This window comes from Cupriavidus sp. 01L415 (assembly GCF_056400065.1).
The window spans coordinates 517676-538149 of sequence record NZ_JBFTSP010000002.1 but is presented as its reverse complement, the minus strand read 5'-3'; the positions used below and the strand labels follow the sequence as shown (position 1 = coordinate 538149).

The window sequence follows — 20474 nt, the reverse complement described above, 5'->3', positions numbered from 1 at the left end:
GTGGCCGCGGAACCGCTCGTCTCCATCCGCCACCTGGCCAAGTCATACCGGCGAGGCGCGCAGATCGTACCCGTGCTGTCCGACATCACGCTCGATATCGCCGAGGGCGACTTCATCGCGCTCATGGGCCCGTCTGGTTCGGGCAAGAGCACGCTGCTGAACCTGATTGCGGGCATCGACCGTCCGGACAGCGGCGAGCTGCGCGTGGGCGGCGTGGACATCTCGGGCCTGCCGGAGTCCTCGCTGGCCGACTGGCGCGCGGCCCATGTCGGCTTCATCTTCCAGTTCTACAACCTGATGCCGGTGCTGACCGCGTTCGAAAACGTGGAGCTGCCGCTGATGCTCACGCGACTGGGCCGTGCCGAACGGCGCGCGCGCGTGGAACTGGTGCTGGGCATGGTCAACCTGGCCGACCGCATGGACCACTACCCGTCCGAACTGTCCGGCGGCCAGCAGCAGCGTGTGGCCATCGCCCGGGCGCTGATCACCGACCCGACGCTGATCGTGGCCGACGAACCCACCGGCGACCTGGACCGCGCGTCCGCCACGGAAATCCTGGCCATGCTGCAGCGCCTGAACGCCGAGGTCGGCAAGACCATCATCATGGTCACCCATGACGCACACGCCGCCGACGCGGCCAAGTCGCTCGTCCATCTGGAAAAAGGCGAGCTGCTCAATGGCAACAACCGGCGCTAAGCCATGTACCTGCCGAAGCTGATCGCCCGCAATGCGATGCGCCACAAGCTGCGCACCACCCTGACGGTGCTCGGGCTGGTCATCGCCGTGCTGGCCTACGGGCTGCTGCAGACCGTGGTCGACGCCTGGTACGCGGGCGCGGCGGCGGCATCCAACGCGCGGCTGGTCACGCGCAACGCCATCTCGCTGGTGTTCCCCCTCCCCCTGAGCTACGAGAACCGCATCCGCGGCGTGGATGGCGTCACGCAGGTGGCGCGATCCAACTGGTTTGGCGGCGTCTACCGCGACCCCAAGAACTTCTTTGCCCAGTTCGCGGTGTCGGACAACTACCTCGACCTGTACCCCGAGTTCATCGTGCCGCCGCAGCAGCGCGCCGATTACCAGCGCGACCGCCGTGGCGCGCTGATCGGCCGGCAACTGGCGGACCAGTACGGGTTCAAGATCGGCGACGTCGTCCCGATCAAGGGCACGATCTACCCCGGCACGTGGGACTTCATCGTGCGCGGCATCATGGAGGGGCGCGACGAAAGCACGATCACGCGCCAGATGCTCTTCCATTGGGAATACCTGAACGAAACCGTCCGCAAGAAGACCGCCCGGCAGGCGGACCAGGTGGGCGTCTTCGTGCTGGGCATCGACAATCCCGACAACGCGGCGGCCATCTCGCGCACCGTCGACAACGTATTCAAGAATTCGCTGGCGGAGACGCTGACGGAGACCGAGCAGGCGTTCCAGCTCGGCTTCGTGGCGATGTCCAACCAGATCATCGCGGCGATCCGCGTGGTGTCCTATGTGGTGATCGTCATCGTCATGGCGGTCATGGCCAACGCCATGGCGATGAGCGCGCGCGAGCGAATCACCGAATACGCCACCCTCAAGGCGCTGGGCTTCGGCCCCGGCTTCCTGTCGCTGCTCGTGTTCGGGGAATCGCTGATCATCAGCACGGTGGGCGGCGCCGTCGGCATGCTGCTGACACCACCGGCCGCTAGCTTCTTCAAGCAGGCCGTGGGCGGCGTGTTCCCGGTCTTCACCGTATCCCACGAAACCGCGGCGATGCAGGCCGCCTGCGCGCTGGTGGTCGGGCTGGCCGCGGCCATCGTGCCTGCCGTGCAGGCCGCACGGGTGCGTATCGTCGAAGGCCTGCGGGCCATCGGCTAAGCCATCGGACGCCAGGATGGTCATCCCGCTCCACTACATCGCGCGCAACATCTGGGCCCGGCGGCTGACCACGACGCTCACGGCCGGCGGCCTGGCGCTGGTGGTGTTCGTGTTTGCCACGATGCTGATGCTGGACGCCGGCCTCAAGCAGACGCTGGTGACGACTGGCGAGCGCGACAACGTGGTCCTGATCCGCAAGGGCGCGGAGACCGAGGTCCAGAGCGCGATTTCCCGCGACCAGGCGGCCGCGATGGAGATGCATCCGGCCGTGGCGATGAACGCCGAGGGCCGGCCGATGGCGTCCCGGGAAGCCGTGGTGCTGATTTCGCTGACCAAGACCGGGCTCAGCACGCCGTCGAACGTGGTGATCCGGGGCGTATCGCCGCAGGGTGTCACGCTGCGGCCGCAGATCCGGATGGTGGCGGGCCGCGTGTTCAAGCCCGGATCGGCCGAGATCATCGTCGGCAGCGGCATTGCCAAGGGCTTCGGCGGCGTGCGGATCGGCGAGCACCTGCGCTTTGCGCAGCGCGACTGGACGGTCGTCGGGCACTTCGACGCGGGCGGCAGCGGCTTCGACTCCGAGATCTGGGGCGACGTGGACCAGCTCATGCAATCCTTCCGGCGCGGCAGCTACTCGTCGATGGTCGTGCGGCTCGCGCAACAGGACGGCTTCGACAAGTTCCGGGCCGATATCGATGTGGACCCGCGGCTCGCCAACGAGGCCAAGCGCGAACAGGTCTTCTACAGCGACCAGTCGAAGGCGCTGTCCACGTTCATCAATATCCTGGGCGTGACGCTGACATCGATCTTCTCCATTGCGGCGATGATCGGCGCGATGATCACGATGTATGCCTCCGTGGCCAACCGTGTGGGCGAGATCGGCACGCTGCGCGCGCTGGGCTTCAAGCGAGCCAATGTGCTGGCGGCCTTCCTGATCGAAGCCATCCTGCTGGGACTGGTGGGCGGCGTGGCGGGCCTTGCCTGCGCGGCGCTGATGCAGCTCGCGTCGTTTTCCACGACGAACTTCCAGACCTTTGCGGATCTGTCGTTCCGCTTCATCCTGACGCCGGCCATCGTCGTCAAGACGCTGCTGTTTGCCATGGCGATGGGCCTGATCGGCGGCTTCCTGCCCGCCATGCGAGCCTCGCGGCTCAATATCGTCGACGCGCTGCGGGCACGCTAGATTCCGGCGACGAGCGTGCCCGGAGCCGTGTGCGCCACGGCGGCGCCGCTCAGCCCAGCACCTCCTCGCAGACCGACAACCATGCCCGGGCGGCGTGCGACAGATAGCGGTCCGGCAGCCAGATATGGGCGAGCGCCCAGTCCATCGTCGGCTCGGTCAGCCGCGCAACGGCCAGGTTGTCGCGGGCCTCAAGCCGCGACAGCAATGGTTCCGGCAGGAAGGTCGTGCCGAGTCCCGCGGCCGCCATCGCCGCCAGGAAATCCCAGTGCCCGCTCTGCGCCACCACGCGCGGTTCCATGCGCGCCTCTAGAAATGCCTGCCGCAGCTTCCGTGTGAGCGAGAAGTCGTCCGTCAGCAGCACGAGGGGTTCGTCGCGCAGCGCGGCCAGCGTCACCGTCCGCCCACTGGCCCAGGCGGCCTTCTGCGGCCCGACCGCCCAGATCGGATATTTGGCGAACTGCCGCGTGGCCAGCGCCAGCCCGCTATCCCCCGGCAGCACCGTGGCGCCGACTTCCAGCTGCCCGCTCGCGACATGCTGCTCCACGACCTGTCCGCCGTGCTCGGACAGCGTCAGTTCCAGGTTGGGATAGCGCTTGCGGAAGGCGCTGACCGCCGGCGAGAAAAACAGGTTGACCATCGGCGGAATGCCGACTGTCAGTTGCCCTCGCCCCAGCGACGACAGATCGGCCACCTCCAGCGTCAGCCGATGCACCACGCCAAGCGCTTCCTGCCCCCGGTCGTAGACAACCTTGCCGACGTCGGTCAGCCGCACGGTCTTGCCTTCGCGGATCAGCAGTGGCTGGCCGACCTCATCCTCCAGCTGCTTCACCATCTTGCTGATGGTCGACTGCGTCACAAAAAGTGACGTGGCCGCCTGTGTAAAGCTCTTTAGACGCGCAGTTTCAACGAAGTAGCGCAAGGCGCGGATGTCGATTGGCATAAGAGATAGCTTCCATGAAAAAACCGACTTGGGCTGTGCATTTTAAATCATGAGGGGAATGATCTCCAGTTGGCTACACTTCCGTTCCACGTCCCCAATCTTTCCGGCGCCCCCGGACCGGTATCCCATGGCTAGCTGGCCAAATGCCCGACAGTGGCTGTTTTCGCTGAAGGCATTCGCGGCCGCAATGCTGGCGCTCTATATCGCACTGTCCTTCGGCCTGCCGCGTCCTTACTGGGCGATGGCTACCGTCTACTTTGTCTCGCATCCGCTGACCGGTGCCACCCGATCCAAGGCCGCCTATCGCGTGGCGGGCACGGTGCTCGGCGCCACGGCGGCGGTGGCCACCGTGCCGCTACTGGTCAACATGCCCATCGTGCTGATGGGCGCGATCTCGCTGTGGATCGTGGTGCTGGTCTACCTGTCGCTGCTGCAGCGGACGCCGCGCAGCTATGTGTTCCTGCTGGCTGCGTACACCCTTCCGATCGTGGCGTTGCCCGCCGTCAGCCAGCCGACGGCCATCTTCGATATCGCCGTGGCGCGGATCGAGGAGATCGTGATCGGCATCGTCTGCGCCGGGTTGGTCGGCGCCATCGTCTTTCCGGCCAAGGTGGCGCCTGCGCTGCGCGACCGCGCGGGCACCTGGCTTGACGATGCGACGTCGTGGGCGGCCGATATCCTCGCCGCCAATCCCCGCGCCCGCGCCAGCCGGCATCGCCTGGCCGCCGACATGCTGGCGCTGGACCAACTGATCGTGCAACTGTCCTTCGACACTGAAAGCCGCCACACCCTGCGCCACGCGCGCGCGCTGCGAGAGCAAATGTCGATGCTGATGCCGGTCCTGTCGGCACTGGGGGCCGTGCTTCACACGCTGCGCCGCGATCCGGATGGCATGCCTGTGCCGCTCGCGAAATACATCGGCGTCATGGCGAACTGGCTTGGCCACGGCCTGCAGGGCCCGGCGCCAGCCGTGGCTGCCGTACCCGCTGACTGGGCCGGGGCCGACCCGCGCGCCGGCCTGATCGCGACGGCCGGGCATCTGCTCGGCCAGCTGGGCGAGTTGCTGGAAGCCTGCCAGGCCCTGCAGCACGGCATTGGCGACCGCCCCGCGCGCCTGCCGCCGACTTTATCGGATACCCCCGCGGATACACCCGCAGACCCACCCGCCCAGCGCACCGCGCAAGGCCTGTATCACGATCACGGCATGCTGCTGTTCGGCGCGATATCCACCGGTCTGGCCGTGTTCTGCGCCGGCCTGCTGTGGATCTTCTCCGGATGGGAGGACGGCGGCGGCCCCGTCGCGGTGGCGTCCATCGCCTGCTGCTTCTTCGCGACGATCGACGAGCCACGCCCGGTGGCCCGCTCCTTCCTGCGCTGGAGCGCGTTCTGCCTGCTGGTGTCGTCGTTCTACCTGTTCCTGGTGGTGCCGCACGCGCAGACTTTCGAGACACTGGTAGGCATGTTGTCGATTCCGTATCTCGGCATCGGCATGCTGATCGCGCGGCCGGGCTTCAACCTGATCGCCATGCTGCTGTCGGTGAACACCGCGTCGTTCGCGAATGTGCAAAGCGTCTACGACGCCAATTTCGTCGGCGTGTTCAACAACAACCTGGCCAACGCGGCGGCCATGCTTTTTGCGCCGCTGTGGGCGATGGTGGCGCGCCCGTTCGGGGCCCACGTGGCCGCGCACCGGCTGATTCGCGCCAGCTGGCAGGACCTGGCGCGCGCCGCGACGTGGCGTGCCGCGGACAGCCATACGAAGCTGGGGGCGCGCATGCTGGACCGCCTGGGGCAACTGATGCCGCGACTCGGTGCCAGCGGAGGCAGGCTGGCTTCGGACGGTTTCACCGAACTGCAGATCGGCTATTGCACGCTGGCGCTCCAACGCGCACTACCGGATATGCCCCCGGCGGCGCGCAAGCCCGTCAGGCGCGTGCTGAGCATGGTGGCGCGGCATTTTCGGGCACGTCTGAAGGTCGGTCACCCGATGGCAGTGCCTGGGGAGCTGGGCCAGCGAATCGTGGAATCGATCGCGCAGCTAGCGCGCCTGCGGAGCGACGCGCGGGCAGCGCTCTCCGCGCTGGTGGTGCTGCAGGTCACGCTGCACATCCATGAAAATAATGACTCGTTTGACGACGTTTAAATCATCACAGGAATACTTCGCGATGACTACACTTCGTTCCGTGCCGCACCATTCCCGGCGAGGCACCGCCCACAAGGCGATCCGGAAGGCAGGCGTGGCGCAGACCCGCCAGGCACGCCTTCCTCCATCAGTTGAAGAACCACAAGACATGCACAACAACCTGCTCAAGACCCTGCTTGCCACGGCAACCCTCTGCGCCTGCTCCCTCGCAGTCGCCCAAGGCCTGCAAGACCGGGGCGTCCCCGGCGACCGCTACGGTTATGAAATGCACAACGGACGTCGCGATCCGTTCACGGACGGTGCGCACGGCATCCGCAAGGCCGACCCGTACACCGACGGCGCCCTCGGCACGCGCAAGTCCGATCCCTTCACCGACGGGGCCAACAGCGTCGCATCCGGCATGACTCTGGCGGGCATGGACCGCACGGGCGTTTCCGCGCCGCCGGCCCACAGCGCCTGATCTGCCGTCCATCCAGCCAGCCGTCCCGGCGCCGGGTCTCCTCGTTCGGCATCGGGACAGCCACCTGCCCGTCGCGGCACTCCGTGAAAGGCGGCGGCTTCAGCCCGCATCCGCGTTTGCGGCAATCTTCATCTCGCCCTTCAGCCATTCCCCCACGGCATCCAGCAGCAGCCCCGATCCGTGCTCGCGCGATCCGGCATCGTCGTAACCATCGAGAAACGCGCCTTGCTCGGTCATCATCAGCCGGGTGCCCTGACCTGCCACCTTGAGTTCAAACGTCGCCAGCGAGACGGAAATCTTGCGCTCGCCCATGTGCATCTCGTAGCTGTAGACCAGGCGCTCGTTGGGGATCACGTCGTAATAGAACGCCTCGAACGTCGATACCAGCCCGTTTTGCCAGCCTCCTTGCAACGTTTCCCGGCCGCCGGGGCGCACGTCCATCTTGCGCGACATCACGGTGTAGCCCTCGCCGCCGTGGAACCACTGGGCCTTGGCGTGCGGATCCGTCAGTGCGCGGAAGACCAGCGCGGGCGGCGCATCGTAGGTCCGCTCGATCGTGAACACGCCATGTGCGACGGAACGCGCGGGCGGCGGCGCGGCTGCAAGACGCGCCACCTTCGCCTCCAGCCGGTCCAGCGTCTGGCGCCAGCCTTCTTCGGCGCCCCGGGTGAAATCGGCGGCCGACGGGTCCAGCAGCGTGTATTGCTGCGTCACGTCCATCTGCGTGCCACCGCAGACCGTCTCGAAACCGACCGTGGTGTGGGCGTTGAACAGCGTCTTGCCGGATTCGGTCACCACGTTCATGTCGATCACCAGACGCGCGTTCGGCGTGACTTCCACATAGTGGCCCCGAATCCAGTGCGACTGCCCCTCGGGCGATCGCATGCATAACTCGAACTTGCCACCGGCGCGGAACTCCACCTCGGCCTCGGGGACCGTGTAGCCGGTCGGGCAGAACCATTCCTTCAGATGATCGGCAGCGCTCCACGCCTTGAACACCAGCTCGCGCGGCGCATTGAACGCGCGCGATACGGTCAGGGGGCGCGGCTGCGCCGCCTGGAGAGTTTCAGTCGCTGTTGCCATCGGATGCCGCCTCCTTCTTCATGGTTTCCAGGTATTCGCCAAGCCGGTCGAGATGGCCTTCCCATTCGGCCCGCCGGTCGCTGATCCACTGCTCGGCCTGACTGAGCGCATTGGGCGCCATCCGGCACGTCCTGACCCGCCCGACCTTTTCCGATTGCACCAGCCCGGCCTGTTCCAGCACTGCGAGATGCTGCATGACGGCCGGCAGGGACATGGCCAGCGGCCGCGCAAGATCCGTCACGGAAGCCGGGCCGCGCGCCAGTTGCGCGAGCATCGCCCGGCGCGTGGTGTCGGCCAGCGCCTGGAAGGTGGAATTGAGGGGATCGGATTGGTTAAGCATGCGCTTTAGTTTAGTGGCGCACGTTAGTTAAGCAAGAACTTTAGTGAGGAGGCGGACGCCAGGTTGCGCCGTGTTTTCGAGGTGTGGTGACGGACACACCCACCGGCCAGGAACTGGGGCAACATTGGATAGCTCGCGTCATGATCTGCGCGGTATGATCCGGAGCGCACATGCCGCGCGCCGTATCTGTATCTATTAGCTCCTGACATGAAACTGCCGTTCGTCCTGCAGCGTCCTGCTTTCGTCGTTGCCGTCCTGCTGGTGGCAGGACTGGGGCTGGGATGGTGGCTGCTGCGGCCCGTGGAAATCGTCGATACGGTGGCGGTCGCGCGCGGCGATATCGAGTCCAGCGTCACGGCGCTCGGCATGCTTCAGCCGCGCAGCTACGTGGATGTCGGCGCCCAGGCTTCGGGCGCCATTCGCCGCATACACGTCCAGCCCGGCGACGCCGTGGAGCGTGGCCAGTTGCTCGTCGAGATCGATCCCGCCGTCCAGCAGGCCCGCGTGGATGCCGACCGCGCCACGCTGGCCAGCCTGCGCGCCCAGTTGGCCGAGGCCATCGCCCAGCGCGAACTGGCCCAGCAGCAATGGGACCGCCAGCGGCACATGGCCAACGACGGTTCCACCCGCGACGAAGACGTACAGACCGCCCAGGCGGCGCTGCGCGTGGCCATCGCCCGTATCGACAACCTGCGCGCCCAGATCGACGGCGCGGCGTCGGCGCTCAAGGGCGACGAAGCCCAGCTCGGCTACACCCGGATCTACGCGCCGATGCGCGGCACCGTGGTGTCGCTCGACGCGCGCGAGGGCCAGACGCTGAACGCGACCTACCAGACACCGAACATCCTGCGCATCGCCGACCTGTCGGCCATGACGATCTGGACCGAGGTCTCGGAGGCCGACGTGCGCCGCGTGCAGCCGGGCATGCCGGTCTACTTCACCACGCTCGGCGTGCAGGATGCGCAAGGCACCGCACGGCGCTGGCAAGGCCAGGTCCGGCAGATCCTGCCGGCGCCGCCCACCCCGCCGGGCACCTCCCAAAGCAATGCCGCGGCCGCCGCCACGCCGCCGACCGGCAAGGTCGTCCTGTATACAGTGCTGTTCGACGTCGACAACGCCGACCGTGCGCTGATGCCGCAGATGAGCGCACAGGTTTTCTTCGTGGCGGCCAGCGTGCGTAACGTCCTGGTGGCGCCGCTCCCCGCGCTGCAAGCGGTCAGCGGCCAGCCCGGCCGCTATACCGCGCGCGTGCAGGACGCCGGCGGCGCCATACACGAGCGCGAGGTCTCGACCGGCGTGCGCGACCGCCTGAGCGCCGAGATCCTGTCCGGCCTCAAGGAAGGAGACAGGCTGGTGACCAGCGTTCGTGTCGAGCGCGCCGCCGAAGGGAGGTTCCGGTGGTAGACCTGTTCGTCGACACCCGGCCGGGCGTGGCGGGCAGTCCCGTCGCCACGCCGCCCGAGCGGTCACCCGTCCTGATTTCACTGCGCGACATCCGGCGCGCGTACRCCAGCGCCGATGGCGGGCCCGCCACCGAGGTGCTGCGCGGCATTTCCTTCGACATCCATGCGGGCGAATGTGTGGCGATTGTCGGCGCCTCCGGTTCCGGCAAATCCACGCTGATGCATATCCTCGGCTGCCTGGACCGGCCCAGTTCCGGCCAGTACCAGTTTGCCGGGCACGACATCGCCCGGCTGAACGTGGACCAGCTTGCCTGGCTGCGGCGCGAGGCATTCGGCTTCGTCTTCCAGGGCTACCACCTGATCCGGACGCTGACGACGCAGCACAACGTGGAAATGCCGGCGGTCTATGCCGGTGCGGCCAGGGCATCCCGTGCCGAACGCGCGCAAGCCCTGCTGGAACGGCTGGGACTGTCCGGGCGCGCCGATTTCCGGCCCGGCCAGCTGTCGGGCGGGCAGCAGCAACGCGTCTCGATCGCCCGCGCGCTGATGAACGGCGGGCACATCCTCCTGGCCGACGAACCCACAGGCGCCCTCGACAGCAAGACCGGCGCCGAGGTGGTGGCGCTGCTGCGCGAGCTGGCGGACGCCGGCCACACGGTGATCCTGATCACGCACGACCGCGCCGTGGCGGAACAGGCCGACCGCATCATCGAGCTGCGCGACGGACAAATCGTGGCGGATAGCGGCGCGCAACCGGCCGATACCGGCACGCCGCTGCCGGCGTCGCTGACCCCGGGCCGCTTCCGCGCCGCGATGGCGGCCGGCGTCGCCCATGCCGCACGGCCTTGGGCCGACATGCGCGAGGCCTTTGCCGCGGCCTGGACCGTGATGTGGAGCAACCGCTTCCGCACCGCGCTGACGCTGCTGGGTATCGTGATCGGCGTGGCTTCCGTTATCGTGATGCTGGCGGTGGGTGCGGGCACCCAGGCTCAGGTGATTGCAAAGATCGCCAGCTTCGGCACCAACCGGATGTACGTGGTGCCGGGCGGCGGCAATGCCCGCGCGCCGGGCGGCACGCTGTCCGAGGCCGACGTGGCGCTGGTCCAGGCCGTACCCCACGTCGCGGCGGCCATGCCGATGCTGCGCAGCAAGGTCACGCTGCGCGCCGGCAATGTCGACATCTACGTCAACGCCAATGCGGTGACCACGGATGCCCAGCGGATCCTGAACTGGAAGGTGGCGCGCGGCCTGTTCTTCACGCGGGACGACGAGCGCAACCTGGCCCCCGTGCTGCTGCTCGGCAAGAAGACGCGCGAGCGGCTGTTTGGCGACCGCGATCCCCTGGGCACCTATGTGCTGGTCAACAACGTGCCGTTCCAAGTGATCGGGGAACTGGAGGAAAAAGGCGCCACTTCTGGCGATGCCGACGATGACGACGTGGCGATGATGCCGTTCTCCACGGGTAGCCGGCGACTGATGGGCACGACGCAGCTGTCGTGGATCTCCGTTCTCGTCGACAAGCTGGAAAACGCCGAGGCGACCGCCAACGCCATCACCGACACGCTCGAGGCCGCGCATCGCACCCGCGATTTCCGGGTCTACAACCGCGCGGCATCGGTCAAGGCGCAGACGGAGACGCAGCAGACCATGACGCTGATGCTGGGCCTGGTGGCGGCCATCTCGCTGCTGGTGGGTGGCATCGGCGTCATGAACATCATGCTGGTCACGGTCAAGGAGCGAACGCGCGAAATCGGCATCCGCATGGCGACGGGCGCCCGGCAGCGCGACATCCAGCGCCAGTTCCTGACCGAAGCCATCACCGTTACGCTGGTCGGCGGGCTGGCCGGCGTGATCGCCGGCATCGCCGTCGGGGTGGCCCTGGTGCATTGGGATGTGCCGGTGATCTTCTCAGTGCGCGCAATCCTGGGCGCCTTTGTCTGCGCGCTGGCCACGGGGCTCGTGTTCGGCATCATGCCGGCGCGTCAGGCGGCCCGGCTCGACCCCGTGACGGCGCTGGCGAGCGAATGAGGTCCGCGTTGAAGCGTTTGACGACGCAACCCGCCCCGCACTCACCAGTCTTGTCGGCGACGGTGGCGATGGCGGCAACCTTGGCGATAGCGGTAATGGCCGCCATGTCCGGTTGCGCCAGCGCGCCTGAGGCCGAGATCCCGCCGCTCGAGGTACCTGCCAGCTGGCGCCACGACGCACCGGCCTCCGCAGGGCCGGCCGCCAGCCTGGCCGGCCCCGACTGGTGGCGGCGCTTTGGTAGCGATGAACTGGCCGCGCTGGTCGCCCAGGCGCAGTTCGGCAGCTTCGACCTTGCCGCCGCAGCGGCCCGCGTACGCCAGGCGCAGGCGCTGGCCCGCATTGCCGGCGCCGCGCTGTTGCCCGATGTCACGCTGTCCGCCACCGCGCAGCGGCTGCGTGAACCGCAATCGACCGTGACCGGCTACTACACCGCCGAGCTCTTCGCCAGCTACGAAATCGACCTCTGGGGCGGCAATGCCGCCGCGCGCGATGCGGCGGTGGCCAGGCTCCAGTCCACAGCCTATGCGCGCGATACGGTGGCGCTGACGCTTGTGGCCGGCGTGGCGGCCACCTACCTCCAGACCGTGGCCCTGCGCGAACGCGTGGAGATCGCACGACGCAATACGGAGAATGCCGAGCGCATCCTGGCGTTGGTGTCGTCCCGGGCCCGGGCGGGCGCCGCCACGCCGCTGGAATTGGCGCAGCAGCGCGGGCTCGTCGCCACGCAGCGGCAGGACTTCGCGCTGCGGCAGCAACAGGCGCAGAGCAGCCTGACGGCGCTGGCCCTGCTGCTGGGCCGGCCCGTGCAGGGGTTCGACATCGCCACCGCGACGCTCGACGGCATCGCCATGCCCGGCGTAGGCGCCGGCGTGCCCGCCAGCCTGATCACGCATCGACCCGACCTGGCGCAGGCCGAACGCGCGCTGGCAGGCGCGCAGGCCGACATCCGCGTGGCGCGCGCGGCGATGCTGCCGTCGCTGACGCTGACCGCGGGCGCCGGCTTTGGCGCCGACCGCTTGGGCGACCTGCTTAACACCTCGCTCTACAGCCTGGCCGCCGGGCTGGTCGTCCCCGTCTTCAATGCCGGCCGGCTGGCGGCCGGGCGCGATCTGGCCGTCGCCCGCCGCGAAGAACTGCTGGCTGCCTACCGGGGCGCCATCGTCAATGCGCTCGGCGATGTGGAGGTGGCGCTGAATACGGTCGATGGCCTCGGCCGCCAGCGCACCGAGCAGGCCGAAGCGCTGGCCCAGGCCCGCGAGGCCGCGCGGCTTGCGGAATCGCGCTATCGCGCCGGCGCGGAAACGCTGCTGACCGTGCTCGACGCGCAGCGCACGCTTTACGCCGCGCAGGACGACGCCGCTGCGCTGCACGTGTCCGAATTGCAGGCCGGGGTGGGATTGTTCCGGGCATTGGGCGGCGGATGGATGGCGCCCGAGGCCGTGGTGGCGCAGACGCCACCGTCGTCGCCATCGGCTGCGCCGTGAGCGCCGCGTTTGCGGGCCCGGCAAGAGTGCACCCGAAGGCGCATCGACCCGGGGGCAACCGGCAATTACCAGCCCGGCATGCCGGCCCCGACGAACGTGATGCTCAGAGCACCCTCGCGAGCGGCGCCGATGCGCCCGGGCGCAAAAGCGCGTATTCTGGTGCGCTTGTCATTCCCGCGCCACAGGCGTAGTGTTGCGCATCACTTTGGCGCCCGCCTTGCGCATGGGCGTGATCGCGCCCCACCAGATCGTTAACGGATGAACCAGAAATCCCCGAATTTCCCGGACGAGCCCCCGCTGCCGCCCACCTGGGATGCCCGCCTTGCCCGCCGCCTTGTACGGCCTCTCAAGAACACCCGAGTCACCCCAAACCACCTGACGACGCTGCGCCTGCTGATCGGCGTGGCCGGCGTCGCCTGCCTGGCGCAAGGCGGCTACGCCTGGACCAACTACGGTGCCCTGCTGGTCGTCCTGTCCAACTTCGTCGACCACACTGACGGCGAACTGGCGCGAATCAGCGGAAAAACCAGCAAGATCGGCCATTTCTACGACCTGGCGAGCGATGCACTGATCACGGTGCTGCTGTTCGTGTCGATGGGCATGGCCATCGCCGGCCAGGCGACGGGCGAAGCGTTCGGCCCGGTCCTGCGCGGCACGGTGGCAGGCCTGGCGGTCGCGCTGATCTTCTTCCTGCGCATGCGTATAGAATCGCGTGTTGGCAAAAGCGGGACAAAGCAGGCCTCGGCCGGCGGCTTCGAGACCGAAGACGTGCTGTACCTGCTGCCGCTGGTCACCCTGACGGACGGCATCGCGCCGTTCCTGACGGCCGCGTCGATCGGCGCGCCGCTGTTTGCCTTCCTCGTCATCATCGATTACTGGCGCGTCATGCGGCGCCCCCAGCCAGTCGCGACAACAACGGATCACTGAGGTAGCAGATGAGTGAACAGGCCACCAGCGACATTGCGCTCGACACGCGCGCTGCGCCGAGCCCTGCATCGGGCCCCACATCGGACCATATACCGGGCCATCCTGCGCCCCCGGCCGCCGGCCATCCTGACGCCGCCGTCGCGCGTGTTACCGGCCGGCTGGATACCCCCGCGCTGCGTGCCGATTTCGAACGCCAGGGCGCCTTCCTCTACCTGGACAAGTTCCTGGCACCCGAGGAATGCGCACAGCTCGTGGCCCTCGCCCGCGCATTGCAGCCCGACCTCAACCGCAACTACCTGCCCGGCCACAAGCAGGGCGGCAGCGTCAGCCGCCACACCATCGACGAGAAGGCCCCCTTCATCGCCGAACTCTACCGCTCCAAGGCACTGATTCACTGGCTCGAGCAGATCAGCGGCGACAAGCTCCAGGTCTGCCCCGCCACCGATCCGCACGCCTACGCGCTCTATTACTACACGCGCCAGGGCGACCACATCGGCTGGCACTACGACACGTCTTACTACGACGGCCGCCGCTATACGCTGCTGATCGGCGTGCTCGATGAATCTTCGTGCCGGCTGGACTATGAGCTCCACACCCGCAACCCCGACCTCCCCGACGAACCCGGCTCGGTGCAGATTCCGCCGGGCGGCATCGTGCTGTTCGACGGCGACAAGCTACGCCACCGCATCACGCCGGCCGGCCCGAACGAGATCCGGGTCTCGCTGACGTTCGAATATGTGACCGATCCGGGCATGCGCCCGTGGCTGCGCTTCATCTCCAATATGAAGGATGCCGTGGCCTACTTCGGTTTCCGACAGGTCTTCAAGCGTCTGTTCGCGGGCGGGAAGTCGCGCGCGTGACTCGTGCAGCAATCTTCCTGTTGACGGTTGGCGCGGCACTCTTTGTCGCGCTGCTGGCCTGGCAAGGCTTTGGCGCGGTCACGACCACGCTGATGTCGGCCGGCTGGGGCCTGGCCGTCGTCGCCGCCTTCCACCTGTTGCCGCTGGCGCTGGATGCCGGCGCCATCGCCGTGCTGCTGGACCGCAAGACGCGTCATGGCTCCTTCTGCAACGCGCTGCGCGCCCGCTGGACCGGCGAAGCGGTCAACAGCCTGCTGCCCGCCGGCCAGATCGGCGGACCGGTGCTGATGGTCCGCTACCTGTCGCATCGTGGCGCACGCATGCGCGACGCCGCCGCCGCCATCACGGTCAGCACCACCACGCAGGCCCTGTCGCAGATGCTCTTCGCGCTGCTCGGCATCCTGCTGTTCGGCGCACAGGGCGGCCTGTCCGACCAGCGCACGCCGATCATCATCGTCACCGTCATTCTGGCCGCCTGCGTGCTGGCGTTCTGCGTCCTACAGCGCCGCGGCATGTTCGGGCGCGTGTTGCGCGTGCTGGCCAAGGTGTTCGGCAAACGCAACTGGGATGGCCTGGCGCTGCGCGCCGATGCGGTGGACACCGCCATCCGCGAGCTGTACCGCAACCGCCGCAAGGTGGCGACAAGCTTCTTGCTGAACCTCGCCGGCTGGATCGCCGGCACGGGCGAGGTCTGGCTGATCCTGTATTTCCTGGGGCACCCGGTCAGCTGGCACGAGGCCTTGCTGCTGGAAAGCGTGGGCCAGGCTATCCGGGGCGCCGCCTTTGCCATCCCGGGTTCGCTGGGCGCGCAGGAAGGCGGCTTCCTGCTGCTGGCGCCGCTGGTGGGCCTGCCGCCCGATGCGGCACTGGCCCTGTCGCTGGCCAAGCGCGTGCGCGAACTGGTGCTGGGCATCCCCGGGCTGCTGTATCTGCATCTGAGTGAACGGAAGTTCCAGCGTCGGCGCGCCGCGGCAGCGCTGCAGGGCTCCGACTGAATCACGGCCGTCAGGCTTTTTTGCATGGTGAGAACAACATAATGCGAGCAATCATTCTTGCCGCGGGCCTTGGCCTGCGACTGCAGCAACAGCCGGGGAGCCAGTTCCCCAAGTGCCTGCTGCGCTTTGACGGGGCCACGCTGCTTGAGCGGCACCTGCGCATGCTGGATGCGGCCGGTGTGAAGGAGATCGTGCTGGCGCTCGGCTTCGAACCCCAACTGGTGGAAGYCGAACTCGACCGCCTGCAACACCCCACCCCCGTCGAAACCATCGTGAATCCGCGCTACGACCTTGGCAGCGTGCTGACCGTCCATACCGTGGCGGAAGCGCTGACGCGTGGCGGCGACGTGTTGCTGATGGATGCCGACGTGCTCTACGACGAGCGCATCCTGAACGCGCTGGTGGCCGGCGAGACCGCCAACCGCCTGCTGATCGACCGCGACTTCGAGGCCGGCGACGAACCCGTCAAGCTGTGCCTGAAGGACGGCGTGCCAGTCGAGCTGCGCAAGCAGCTGATGGCCGACCTGTCCTACGACACCATCGGCGAATCGGTCGGTTTCTTCCGCTTCCAGGAACAGACCGCGCGCCGCCTGGCCGAGATCGTCAAGGGTTACGTTGACTCCGGCCGTGCCAACATGCCGCACGAGGAAGCCGTGCGGGACCTGCTGCTGGAAGGCACGCAGGTATTCGACACGGCCGACGTGACCGGCGCGCCGTGGATCGAGATCGATTTCCCGGGCGATGTGAAACGCGCCGCCGATGAAGTCTTGCCCCAACTTCTGCCGACCGTAGGAATCGCACAATGAACGCCATCGACCCGAACCTGCTGGCCACCTCGCGCAGCGCGCGCCTGCGCCAGATGCTGCTGTCCAACGACCTGGAATTCATCATGGAGGCCCACAACGGGCTGTCCGCGCGCATCGTGCGCGAGGCCGGCTTCAAGGGCATCTGGGCCTCTGGCCTGGCGATCTCCGCCCAGTTTGGCGTGCGTGACAACAACGAGGCCAGCTGGACCCAGGTGGTGGACAACCTGGAATTCATGGCCGACGCCAGCGACCTGCCGATCCTGCTGGATGGCGACACCGGCTACGGCAACTTCAACAACGTGCGCCGCCTGGTGCGCAAGCTCGAGCAACGCGGCATTGCCGGCGTCTGCATCGAGGACAAGATCTTTCCGAAGACCAACAGCTTCATCGGCGGCGAGCAGCAGCCGCTGGCCGATATCGACGAGTTCTGCGGCAAGATCAAGGCCGGCAAGGATTCGCAGGCCGACGACAACTTCTCGATCGTGGCGCGCGTGGAAGCGCTGATCGCCGGCTGGGGCATGGAAGAAGCGCTGCGCCGTGCCGAGGCGTATCGCCAGGCCGGTGCCGACGCGATCCTGATCCACAGCAAGCTGTCGAAGGCCGACGAGATCGTCACCTTCGCGCGCGAATGGGCCGGCCGCGCCCCGCTGGTGATCGTGCCGACCAAGTACTACAGCACGCCGACCGACGTGTTCCGCAAGGCCGGCATCAGCCTGGTGATCTGGGCCAACCACCTGATCCGCGTGGCCGCGTCGTCGATGCAGGCCGTGGCGAAGGAAATCCACGACAACGAGACGCTCGTCAACGTGGAAGACCGCATCGCCACCGTGAACGAGATCTTCCGCCTGCAGGATGCCGACGAGTACTCGGCCGCCGAGAAGATCTACCTGACCGGCGGCCAGGCCCCGGGTTCGGCCGTGGTGCTGGCCGCGGGCCGCGGCAAGGGCCTGGAAGCGCTGACCGAGGACAAGCCGAAGGTGATGCTGCCCGTGGCCGGCAAGCCGCTGCTGCGCTGGCTGGTGGATGGCTTCAAGAACCAGGGCATCAACGACATCACCGTGGTGGGCGGCTACAAGGCCGATGCGATCGACGCGGCCGGCATCAACCTGGTCCGCAACGATCGCCACGCCGAAACGGGCGAGCTGGCCTCGCTGGCCTGCGCGGCCGATGCGCTGCAGAACGACACCGTGATCGCCTACGGCGACCTGCTGTTCCGCAGCTACATCCTGCGCGACCTGATCGACACCGACGCCCCGTTCAGCGTGGCGGTGGATTCGTCGGAGACCGCCCCGTCGAACCAGAGCGTGCGCGACTTCGCGTGGTGCTCCGCCGCCGACGACCGCGACCTGTTCGGCCAGAAGATCACGCTGCGCAAGATTGCCGACGAACGGCCGGCCGGCGTGGACGCCCCACATGGCCGCTGGATCGGCCTGCTCAACGTGCGTGGCGAGGGCCGCGCGCGCCTGCAGGCGGTGCTGGCCGACCTGCGCCGCCGCCCCGACTTCGACAAGCTGGACCTGCCCGACCTGCTGAACGCGCTGGTCGAAGCCGGCGACGAAGTCGAGGTCAAGTACGTGCATGGCCACTGGCGTGGCGTGAACGACCTGGACGATTTCCGCCGGGCCGGCGATTTCGCGCACACGCAGACGCCGTACGCGCTGGGCAACACTGACGGCGAGGCGGCTCGATGATCGAGGCGGTCCAGTTCGTGGAAGCCGCGCGCGAGCGCGGTTTCTCTTGGTATGCAGGCGTGCCCTGCTCCTACCTGACGCCGTTCATCAACTACGTGGTGCAGGACCCATCGCTGCACTATGTGTCGGCGGCCAACGAGGGCGATGCGGTCGCCTTCATCGCCGGCGTGACGCAGGGCGCGCGCAACGGCGTGCGCGGCATCACGATGATGCAGAACTCGGGGCTCGGCAACGCCGTGAGCCCGCTGACGTCGCTGACGTGGACCTTCCGCCTGCCGCAGTTGCTGATCGTCACGTGGCGCGGCCAGCCGGGCGTAGCCGACGAGCCGCAGCACGCGCTGATGGGGCCGGTGACGCCGAACATGCTCGACACCATGGAAATCCCGTGGGAGCTGTTCCCGACCGAACCCGAGGCCGTGGGCCCGGCGCTCGATCGCGCAACCGCCCATATGGATGCCACCGGGCGCCCCTATGCGCTGATCATGCAGAAGGGCAGCGTCGCGCCCTACCCGCTCAAGTCGCAGGCACCGCCCGTGGCGCGCCCGAAGGCAACGCCGCAGGTCTCGCACGTCGGGGCGTCCACCCCGGAACTGCCAAGCCGCCGCGACGCGCTGGAGCGGGTCATCGCCCATACACCGGTCGATTCGACCGTGGTGCTGGCCTCCACCGGCTTCTGCGGACGCGAACTCTATGCGCTCGACGACCGGCCGAACCAGCTCTACATGGTGGGTTCGATGGGTTGCCTGACGCCGTTCGCACTGGGCCTGGCGCTGGCGCGTCCGGACCTGAAGGTGGTGGCCATCGACGGTGACGGCGCCGCGCTGATGCGCATGGGCGTCTTCGCCACGCTGGGCGCCTACGGACCAGCCAACCTGACGCACATCCTGCTGGATAACAACGCGCACGATTCCACCGGCGGGCAGGCGACGGTGTCGCACAACGTCTCGTTCGCCAGTGTGGCCGCGGCTTGTGGCTACGCTTCGGCGATCGAGGGCGACAACCTCGACATGCTCGATACGGTGCTGGCATCGGTGGCAACGGCCGCCTCCGGCCCGAACTTCGTCTGCCTGCAGACTCGCGCCGGCACGCCCGATGGGCTGCCGCGTCCGACGGTCACGCCGGTCGAAGTCAAGACACGTCTCGCGCGCCTGATCGGCGCCGACCAGGGAGCCTCGCATGCTGCTGCTTAACCCGGGCCCCGTCACGCTGTCCGAGCGTGTGCGCAAGAGCCTGCTGCAAACCGACCTGTGCCATCGCGAGAGCGAATTCTTCGATCTTCAGGACGAAGCCCGCGCGCGCCTGCTGGATATCTACGCCCTCGATCCGGCCGCATGGAGCGCCGTGCTGATGACCGGGTCGGGCACGGCTGCCGTGGAAAGCATGATTGCGGCGCTGGTGCCGGCGCAAGGCAAAGTGCTGATCGTGCAGAACGGCGTGTACGGCGAGCGCATCGCGCAGATCGCCAGGCAATATCAGATTGCCCATACGCTCGTGGAGCACGCGTGGATGGAAGCGCCCGATCTCGCTCGCATCGCTGCGGCATTGGAGGCGGACAGCGCGATCACGCACGTGGCGGTGATCCACCACGAGACCACCACGGGCCGCCTGAACGACCTGTCGGCCATCGACAAGCTGTGCCAGGCGCACAACGTGCGGATGCTGGTCGATGCGGTCAGCAGCTTCGGCGCGGAGGCCATCGACTTCGGCGGCAGCATCGATGCCGTGGCCGCCACGGCCAACAAGTGCCTGCATGGCGTGCCGGGCGCGGCCTTCGTCGTCACGCGTCGCACCGCGCTTGAAAAGGCGGCGACCCGTACGTATTACCTGGACCTAGGCCGTCTGGCGAAGCTCCAGGACCAGCGCAACACGCCGTTCACGCCGTCCGTGCATGCGTATTACGCACTGGTGGAAGCCCTGCGCGAACATCAGGACGAAGGTGGCTGGCGAGCACGGCACCAGCGCTACGCGGCGCTGGCGGAACAGGCGCGCACCGGACTTGCAGCGCTGGGCATCGAACCACTGTGGCCGGCCTCGCAGTCGTCGGTCGTGCTGCGCGCGTACCAGTTGCCGAAGGGCGTCACGTACGAGCAACTGCACGACGGCCTGAAGGCGCGCGGCTTCGTGATTTATGCCGGCCAGGGCGGACTGTCCTCGCAACTGTTCCGCATCTCGACGATGGGTGCCATCCAGCCGGCCGATATCGACCGGCTGATCGACGGGTTCCGGGCACTCACGCAGCAGTAAGACAGCAACAAGCGCGTCAAAGAGCTGGCGACA

At 67.7% G+C, this 20474-nt stretch carries 18 protein-coding genes; 15 read left to right on the top strand and 3 right to left on the bottom strand.

Going from position 1 to position 20474, the window contains the following annotated elements:
• Genes AC1DOX_RS07710 through AC1DOX_RS07700 form a run of 3 tightly spaced genes read left to right on the top strand, consistent with a single transcriptional unit; the run spans nucleotide 1 to nucleotide 3037 of the window.
• Nucleotides 1–696 carry an ABC transporter ATP-binding protein gene (locus AC1DOX_RS07710; RefSeq protein WP_441614289.1) on the top strand — a complete coding sequence of 232 codons (696 nt, stop codon included), beginning with the start codon at nucleotides 1–3 and terminating at the stop codon, nucleotides 694–696.
• A gap of 3 nt (nucleotides 697–699) precedes the next feature.
• Nucleotides 700–1854, top strand: a complete 1155-nt coding sequence (locus tag AC1DOX_RS07705; protein ID WP_441614291.1) for an ABC transporter permease — start codon at nucleotides 700–702, stop codon at nucleotides 1852–1854.
• A gap of 16 nt (nucleotides 1855–1870) precedes the next feature.
• On the top strand, nucleotides 1871–3037 hold the full coding sequence (locus AC1DOX_RS07700) for an ABC transporter permease (RefSeq protein ID WP_092133689.1): 1167 nt from the start codon (nucleotides 1871–1873) through the stop codon (nucleotides 3035–3037).
• Nucleotides 3038–3086: 49 nt separating this feature from the next.
• Here the strand turns inward: AC1DOX_RS07700 and AC1DOX_RS07695 are convergent, their stop codons facing one another.
• The gene (locus tag AC1DOX_RS07695) at nucleotides 3087–3977 is read right to left on the bottom strand and encodes a LysR family transcriptional regulator (RefSeq protein WP_441614294.1); all 891 of its coding nucleotides are present in this window, start codon (nucleotides 3975–3977) and stop codon (nucleotides 3087–3089) included.
• Nucleotides 3978–4104: 127 nt separating this feature from the next.
• On the opposite strand from AC1DOX_RS07695, the gene AC1DOX_RS07690 reads away from it, so the two are divergent.
• Together AC1DOX_RS07690 and AC1DOX_RS07685 are read left to right on the top strand one after the other, a co-directional pair.
• Entirely contained in the window at nucleotides 4105–6120 is a 2016-nt protein-coding gene (locus tag AC1DOX_RS07690; protein ID WP_441614296.1) for an FUSC family protein, read from the top strand.
• Between the two features lie 148 nt (nucleotides 6121–6268).
• Nucleotides 6269–6580 (top strand): hypothetical protein, encoded by a 312-nt coding sequence (locus tag AC1DOX_RS07685; RefSeq protein WP_441614298.1) that lies wholly within the window; start codon nucleotides 6269–6271, stop codon nucleotides 6578–6580.
• Nucleotides 6581–6679: 99 nt separating this feature from the next.
• Here AC1DOX_RS07685 and AC1DOX_RS07680 read toward each other — a convergent pair whose 3' ends face one another.
• Together AC1DOX_RS07680 and AC1DOX_RS07675 are read right to left on the bottom strand one after the other, a co-directional pair.
• Nucleotides 6680–7663 (bottom strand): SRPBCC family protein, encoded by a 984-nt coding sequence (locus AC1DOX_RS07680; protein WP_441614300.1) that lies wholly within the window; start codon nucleotides 7661–7663, stop codon nucleotides 6680–6682.
• The gene (locus AC1DOX_RS07675) at nucleotides 7647–8003 is read right to left on the bottom strand and encodes an ArsR/SmtB family transcription factor (RefSeq protein WP_441614302.1); all 357 of its coding nucleotides are present in this window, start codon (nucleotides 8001–8003) and stop codon (nucleotides 7647–7649) included. The genes AC1DOX_RS07680 and AC1DOX_RS07675 overlap by 17 nt, the downstream gene beginning before the upstream one ends.
• A gap of 207 nt (nucleotides 8004–8210) precedes the next feature.
• Here AC1DOX_RS07675 and AC1DOX_RS07670 point away from each other — a divergent pair, with 207 nt between their 5' ends.
• From AC1DOX_RS07670 to AC1DOX_RS07625, 10 genes are all read left to right on the top strand, one after another.
• Nucleotides 8211–9407 (top strand): efflux RND transporter periplasmic adaptor subunit, encoded by a 1197-nt coding sequence (locus AC1DOX_RS07670; protein WP_441614304.1) that lies wholly within the window; start codon nucleotides 8211–8213, stop codon nucleotides 9405–9407.
• Nucleotides 9401–11434, top strand: a complete 2034-nt coding sequence (locus AC1DOX_RS07665; protein ID WP_477114000.1) for a MacB family efflux pump subunit — start codon at nucleotides 9401–9403, stop codon at nucleotides 11432–11434. The genes AC1DOX_RS07670 and AC1DOX_RS07665 overlap by 7 nt, the downstream gene beginning before the upstream one ends.
• 95 nt (nucleotides 11435–11529) lie before the next feature.
• Complete coding sequence (locus tag AC1DOX_RS07660) at nucleotides 11530–12918, top strand: efflux transporter outer membrane subunit (protein ID WP_477112323.1); 1389 nt, start codon at nucleotides 11530–11532, stop codon at nucleotides 12916–12918.
• A gap of 258 nt (nucleotides 12919–13176) precedes the next feature.
• Entirely contained in the window at nucleotides 13177–13845 is a 669-nt protein-coding gene (locus AC1DOX_RS07655; protein WP_092133704.1) for a CDP-alcohol phosphatidyltransferase family protein, read from the top strand.
• A gap of 8 nt (nucleotides 13846–13853) precedes the next feature.
• Nucleotides 13854–14705, top strand: coding sequence for a HalD/BesD family halogenase (locus AC1DOX_RS07650; protein WP_441614310.1), 852 nt, complete (start codon nucleotides 13854–13856; stop codon nucleotides 14703–14705).
• Nucleotides 14702–15700: a flippase-like domain-containing protein gene (locus AC1DOX_RS07645; RefSeq protein WP_441614312.1), complete on the top strand. Its 999-nt coding sequence runs from the start codon at nucleotides 14702–14704 to the stop codon at nucleotides 15698–15700. The genes AC1DOX_RS07650 and AC1DOX_RS07645 overlap by 4 nt, the downstream gene beginning before the upstream one ends.
• Nucleotides 15701–15741: 41 nt before the next feature.
• Nucleotides 15742–16506 (top strand): phosphocholine cytidylyltransferase family protein, encoded by a 765-nt coding sequence (locus AC1DOX_RS07640; protein ID WP_477113999.1) that lies wholly within the window; start codon nucleotides 15742–15744, stop codon nucleotides 16504–16506.
• Nucleotides 16503–18197 (top strand): phosphoenolpyruvate mutase, encoded by a 1695-nt coding sequence (gene aepX / locus AC1DOX_RS07635; protein ID WP_441614317.1) that lies wholly within the window; start codon nucleotides 16503–16505, stop codon nucleotides 18195–18197. The genes AC1DOX_RS07640 and aepX overlap by 4 nt, the downstream gene beginning before the upstream one ends.
• The gene (gene aepY, locus AC1DOX_RS07630; protein WP_441614319.1) at nucleotides 18194–19387 is read left to right on the top strand and encodes a phosphonopyruvate decarboxylase; all 1194 of its coding nucleotides are present in this window, start codon (nucleotides 18194–18196) and stop codon (nucleotides 19385–19387) included. The genes aepX and aepY overlap by 4 nt, the downstream gene beginning before the upstream one ends.
• Nucleotides 19374–20441: a 2-aminoethylphosphonate aminotransferase gene (locus AC1DOX_RS07625; protein WP_477101220.1), complete on the top strand. Its 1068-nt coding sequence runs from the start codon at nucleotides 19374–19376 to the stop codon at nucleotides 20439–20441. The genes aepY and AC1DOX_RS07625 overlap by 14 nt, the downstream gene beginning before the upstream one ends.
• Nucleotides 20442–20474: the final 33 nt, after the last annotated feature.

Excerpts from the sequence above, each read along its gene's own strand:
- AC1DOX_RS07695 (WP_441614294.1), bottom strand. The coding sequence starts at position 3,977 with ATGCCAATCGACATCCGCGCCTTGCGCTACTTCGTTGAAACTGCGCGT.
- AC1DOX_RS07660 (WP_477112323.1), top strand. The coding sequence starts at position 11,530 with ATGGCCGCCATGTCCGGTTGCGCCAGCGCGCCTGAGGCCGAGATCCCG.
- AC1DOX_RS07675 (WP_441614302.1), bottom strand. The coding sequence starts at position 8,003 with ATGCTTAACCAATCCGATCCCCTCAATTCCACCTTCCAGGCGCTGGCC.
- AC1DOX_RS07670 (WP_441614304.1), top strand. The coding sequence starts at position 8,211 with ATGAAACTGCCGTTCGTCCTGCAGCGTCCTGCTTTCGTCGTTGCCGTC.
- AC1DOX_RS07650 (WP_441614310.1), top strand. The coding sequence starts at position 13,854 with ATGAGTGAACAGGCCACCAGCGACATTGCGCTCGACACGCGCGCTGCG.
- aepX (WP_441614317.1), top strand. The coding sequence starts at position 16,503 with ATGAACGCCATCGACCCGAACCTGCTGGCCACCTCGCGCAGCGCGCGC.
- aepY (WP_441614319.1), top strand. The coding sequence starts at position 18,194 with ATGATCGAGGCGGTCCAGTTCGTGGAAGCCGCGCGCGAGCGCGGTTTC.
- AC1DOX_RS07700 (WP_092133689.1), top strand. The coding sequence starts at position 1,871 with ATGGTCATCCCGCTCCACTACATCGCGCGCAACATCTGGGCCCGGCGG.
- AC1DOX_RS07690 (WP_441614296.1), top strand. The coding sequence starts at position 4,105 with ATGGCTAGCTGGCCAAATGCCCGACAGTGGCTGTTTTCGCTGAAGGCA.
- AC1DOX_RS07680 (WP_441614300.1), bottom strand. The coding sequence starts at position 7,663 with ATGGCAACAGCGACTGAAACTCTCCAGGCGGCGCAGCCGCGCCCCCTG.
- AC1DOX_RS07655 (WP_092133704.1), top strand. The coding sequence starts at position 13,177 with ATGAACCAGAAATCCCCGAATTTCCCGGACGAGCCCCCGCTGCCGCCC.
- AC1DOX_RS07705 (WP_441614291.1), top strand. The coding sequence starts at position 700 with ATGTACCTGCCGAAGCTGATCGCCCGCAATGCGATGCGCCACAAGCTG.
- AC1DOX_RS07625 (WP_477101220.1), top strand. The coding sequence starts at position 19,374 with ATGCTGCTGCTTAACCCGGGCCCCGTCACGCTGTCCGAGCGTGTGCGC.
- AC1DOX_RS07685 (WP_441614298.1), top strand. The coding sequence starts at position 6,269 with ATGCACAACAACCTGCTCAAGACCCTGCTTGCCACGGCAACCCTCTGC.